General features: G+C 60.1%; 4 protein-coding genes and 1 tRNA gene. 4 read left to right on the forward strand and 1 reads right to left on the reverse strand.

The genetic code is table 11. The features are described from left to right. Nucleotides 1–383 precede the first annotated feature (383 nt). The 4 genes from ACP7A5_RS17855 to ACP7A5_RS17870 all read left to right on the forward strand — a co-directional run bounded on the left by ACP7A5_RS17855 (nt 384) and on the right by ACP7A5_RS17870 (nt 2,537). Nucleotides 384–460: transfer RNA gene (locus tag ACP7A5_RS17855), tRNA-Lys, on the forward strand. Nucleotides 461–619: 159 nt separating this feature from the next. Continuing rightward, nucleotides 620–757, forward strand: coding sequence for a hypothetical protein (locus ACP7A5_RS17860; RefSeq protein WP_426039969.1), 138 nt, complete (start codon nt 620–622; stop codon nt 755–757). Nucleotides 758–926: 169 nt separating this feature from the next. Next, complete coding sequence (locus ACP7A5_RS17865; RefSeq protein WP_426039970.1) at nt 927–1,283, forward strand: hypothetical protein; 357 nt, start codon at nt 927–929, stop codon at nt 1,281–1,283. A gap of 540 nt (nt 1,284–1,823) precedes the next feature. Continuing rightward, nucleotides 1,824–2,537: a hypothetical protein gene (locus ACP7A5_RS17870; RefSeq protein WP_426043148.1), complete on the forward strand. Its 714-nt coding sequence runs from the start codon at nt 1,824–1,826 to the stop codon at nt 2,535–2,537. A gap of 456 nt (nt 2,538–2,993) precedes the next feature. Here ACP7A5_RS17870 and ACP7A5_RS17875 read toward each other — a convergent pair. After that, nucleotides 2,994–3,219 (reverse strand): alpha/beta hydrolase (locus tag ACP7A5_RS17875; protein WP_426043149.1); only part of this gene is annotated, 226 nt, incomplete at its 5' end.

Here is a 3,219-nt window from a genome sequence, read left to right on the forward strand (position 1 = left end):
GTCAGCCGAAGAAGGCTGAGGTCGCGGCGAAACCGGCGCGGAAACCGAGGGCTCCAAAGTCGTGACGACGTCTAAATCGCATTGAGTGTTGGAAAAGGCTTCGCGGTCTTCTCCGTCGTGTTGACTGCGTTGGCGAACGTCCGCTTCTCGGCCTGATGTCAAAGACGTATGTCGACCCAAAGCCGACATAGGAAGGGACCGGTGTGACGTCCGCTTACGACGGATTGTCGAGTGTCGGCTTCGCATCAGCCTTGTAATCCGACCATAGCGGGCTCCCGATGGTAGGCACCCCAGCTAAAACGCAAGTTTCGCGCTCAACATCCCTCTGGCATGACCATTGCGGTCATCCCGATGGGTCTGAAGACCCAGTGCCAAGTTGAGACGGGTGTTTAGCTCAGACGCGCAGAGCGGCGGTCCCTTAAACCGCAGGTCCGTGGTTCAAGTCCACGAACACCCCCCAACGTGCCAGGTTGGAGAGAGTAGCGTGCAGTCAGCGGCAAGTTGTGCAAGCGATCCGGATGTGGACACCGGCGGTATCGAACGCGGTGGGGCCGCCATTCCTAGGGCGAGACGGGGCGAGCATCGTTCATTCGCTTCACGGATTGAACGGACGTCGCACATGGACGGTTACGTTTCGGGCGAGCCTCGGGCGTTCGAGGATGAGCAGCTCGATGACCTTGTTCACAGCTGGCGGCGGTTGACCGATCCCAGGCTCAAGAAACTGGCGATTCAAATCATCCAGTCCATGGAGGACTGAGGGTGCACCGCCTGTGGGTGTCAGCTCAGGTCCCTGGGATATTCCCCTTCAAGGCTCCACCAAGCTTGGCGGCGCGTCAGGTCCCGTCAGTTAACTCGCAACGCCGCATGGCCCATTGGCACCGCTCTCAAAGTTTGGCCTGCAGTCGCCGGCCGTCAAGGATCACACGATGAATACGAAACTATTTCTGGCTGCCTCGACGGCTGCCCTTCTTCTCGCCACGGCCGCTGCAGCCCAAGCTACGATGACCGTCACCAACGACGGCGAAGTCGCCATCGTCGGCCTGGCCATCTCGGGCGAGTCTTCGGACGATTTCGGCGACAACCTGCTCGACGAGGAGATCGCTCCGGGTGAAGGCGTGGAAGTGACTTTCGACGTGGGCGACGACTGCGTTCAGGACGTGCAGGCCACCTATGAGGACGGCGACACGGAAGAAGTCATGGGCGTTGACCTTTGCTCGGGCGACGGTTTCGAAGTCGAGGATGAAGACGGCAGCGAAGAAGCCGACGAGGATGAAGAAGAGTAGTCTTTCCAACCCAGCGATACGGAAACGGCGGCTCCCGGAAGGGGGCCGCCGTTTGCATTTGAGCGGGATTAGGTCGCTTCTGTAGGTTCGCTGACAGCAATTCGAATGTCCGCTATCCGGCTTGAAGGGATTGGCCGCGCTCGACCCATAGGCGAAGTTGGGAAGGTCGGTTTGCCGACAGTCATGCTGCCCCAGCCTCGGCGTCTTGAGCTGGAGGCCTCGGCATCGCCTTTGCGCTTTGGAGTATCGGCCGGCGCATGGATGGAAAGCCGATGCACCCTGACGCGAGGAAGGCGGACTTGGGGCTTCTCGCGTTCGGCGTGCTGCTTGTCCTCATTGGCGCGATCAGGTGGCTCGGCTCCTAGCCTGTGGGCGACTGGAACACATGCGGACCCGCGTGTAACCGCGCCCTTGAGATAATGCCCGATTACCCTTTTCCGGCGACCTGGCTAGACTTCAGTCGCTCGCAGTGATCAGGCTCTGCATCGTCGTTAACGAATGGGGGGTCATCCGTCCGGCGATGAGGTTTGGGGGAGCCTTATGAACTGGGACGGTATTCGCGCCATCATTAGCTCCAATGCGCAAGTCGCTTGGTCCGTGCTGACCTCGGAGTCAGCGGTGCGCGTATATGTGCTCGTCATTTCCGGCATCCTCCTTTCGGTGTCTCTCTGGCGGGCGCTGAAAGAGCGGACAGTCCTTACTGATTCCACAAAAAAGGCGCTGGCGCAGAACCTCCCCGGCCCAAAGCCAAGGTCCCACCAAGCCAAACAAAAGCAGCGTGATCTTAAGCTGAGCCGGCTGAAAAGCATGCTCCTCGCACTGCTCACTTCGACAGCACGAATGATGGCGTTCGGGGTGCTGGTGCCCGTGTTCTTTTTGTGGGCGGGAACGACCTACTACTCGTGGTTTGATCCCAACGCTGTGGTGCTAGTTTCGCAGGCTGGGGGAACGCCAGTGTTGAACCCCAGTTCACCCCAGCTGCTTCTCTACGTCACCGACCAGCTTCTGAGAGGCGGACTCTTCGACGTGCTGGAGGTGTTTAAGGTCCAGGTCGCAGGTCTCAGCAACAACCCTGTCGTTTTGCCTTACTCGATCGGTTTGATCGCCTTCCGCGCAGCGATCGACGGCTACATGATATTTGCCCTGTATTTTGTCCTTAGAACCTCGGTGTCGATGCGAAAGGCCATGCGTGATGTGAATGCAGGTCTTGCTGCTTCGCCTTCGAACCCCTTGCCCGACCACTCGAACGCATAGGTATGACGCCTTCGTCTCCCCGCCAATGTCTCGTTTGAGGCCGATCGCCGACCCCCGGGTTCGACCCATCCAAGACCTTGGTGATGACCCGGCAGGGCGACGCTTCAATAGATGAGTAAGGAACAATGGCACTGCCCTTGTGTTACGGCTGAGCTTGAGTAAGGCCTCAGGCGTGATTCCCGACCGACCATTCGTGCCCTTCCAGGTCGGTCGGGAATTTGCGATCTAGCAGGAAGCGCGTGTGTGTCTTCAGAGCTGTGGCTAGCTTCTGCTCCAGTCGCACGCTCCAGTACCTAGCCGCCGTTCGGGAGGTCCGCTTCCGGTCAGTTCACCCGATGTCCAGTTTCGGCGCTGATGGCAATGTCGTGCTCAAGTGCAGCGCACTGCTAACCGGATCGGGCCGCGGCGAAGGGTCGGTCGGCTGTTCTGCAAGGAGGGAGCGTGGGCGCCAGGCTCTCAGCGAAGGGCCATCCGGAGGCGTCCGAACGACCAGTCCTGAGCCTCTCTGGCGTCACGCACGATGTCGGCCATCGAGAAGAACTCGTGCACAGAGCCTTCCCAGTTCCGGCGTTCGACCCGAACCCCAGCCGAGCGCAGCGCGGTCTCGAGCGTCGCGCCGTCGTCCCGCAGGGGGTCGATGTCGGCGTTGACGATGGTGACGGGAGCGAGGCCACGCAGATTG

Source organism: Brevundimonas sp. TWP2-3-4b1 (genome assembly GCF_049897665.1).
Classification (GTDB): domain Bacteria; phylum Pseudomonadota; class Alphaproteobacteria; order Caulobacterales; family Caulobacteraceae; genus Brevundimonas; species Brevundimonas subvibrioides_B.

What these genes read in the sequence shown, in the direction of transcription:
- ACP7A5_RS17860 (WP_426039969.1), top strand. Translation starts at nt 620, where the DNA reads ATGGACGGTTACGTTTCGGGCGAGCCTCGGGCGTTCGAGGATGAGCAG.
- ACP7A5_RS17865 (WP_426039970.1), top strand. Translation starts at nt 927, where the DNA reads ATGAATACGAAACTATTTCTGGCTGCCTCGACGGCTGCCCTTCTTCTC.
- ACP7A5_RS17870 (WP_426043148.1), top strand. Translation starts at nt 1,824, where the DNA reads ATGAACTGGGACGGTATTCGCGCCATCATTAGCTCCAATGCGCAAGTC.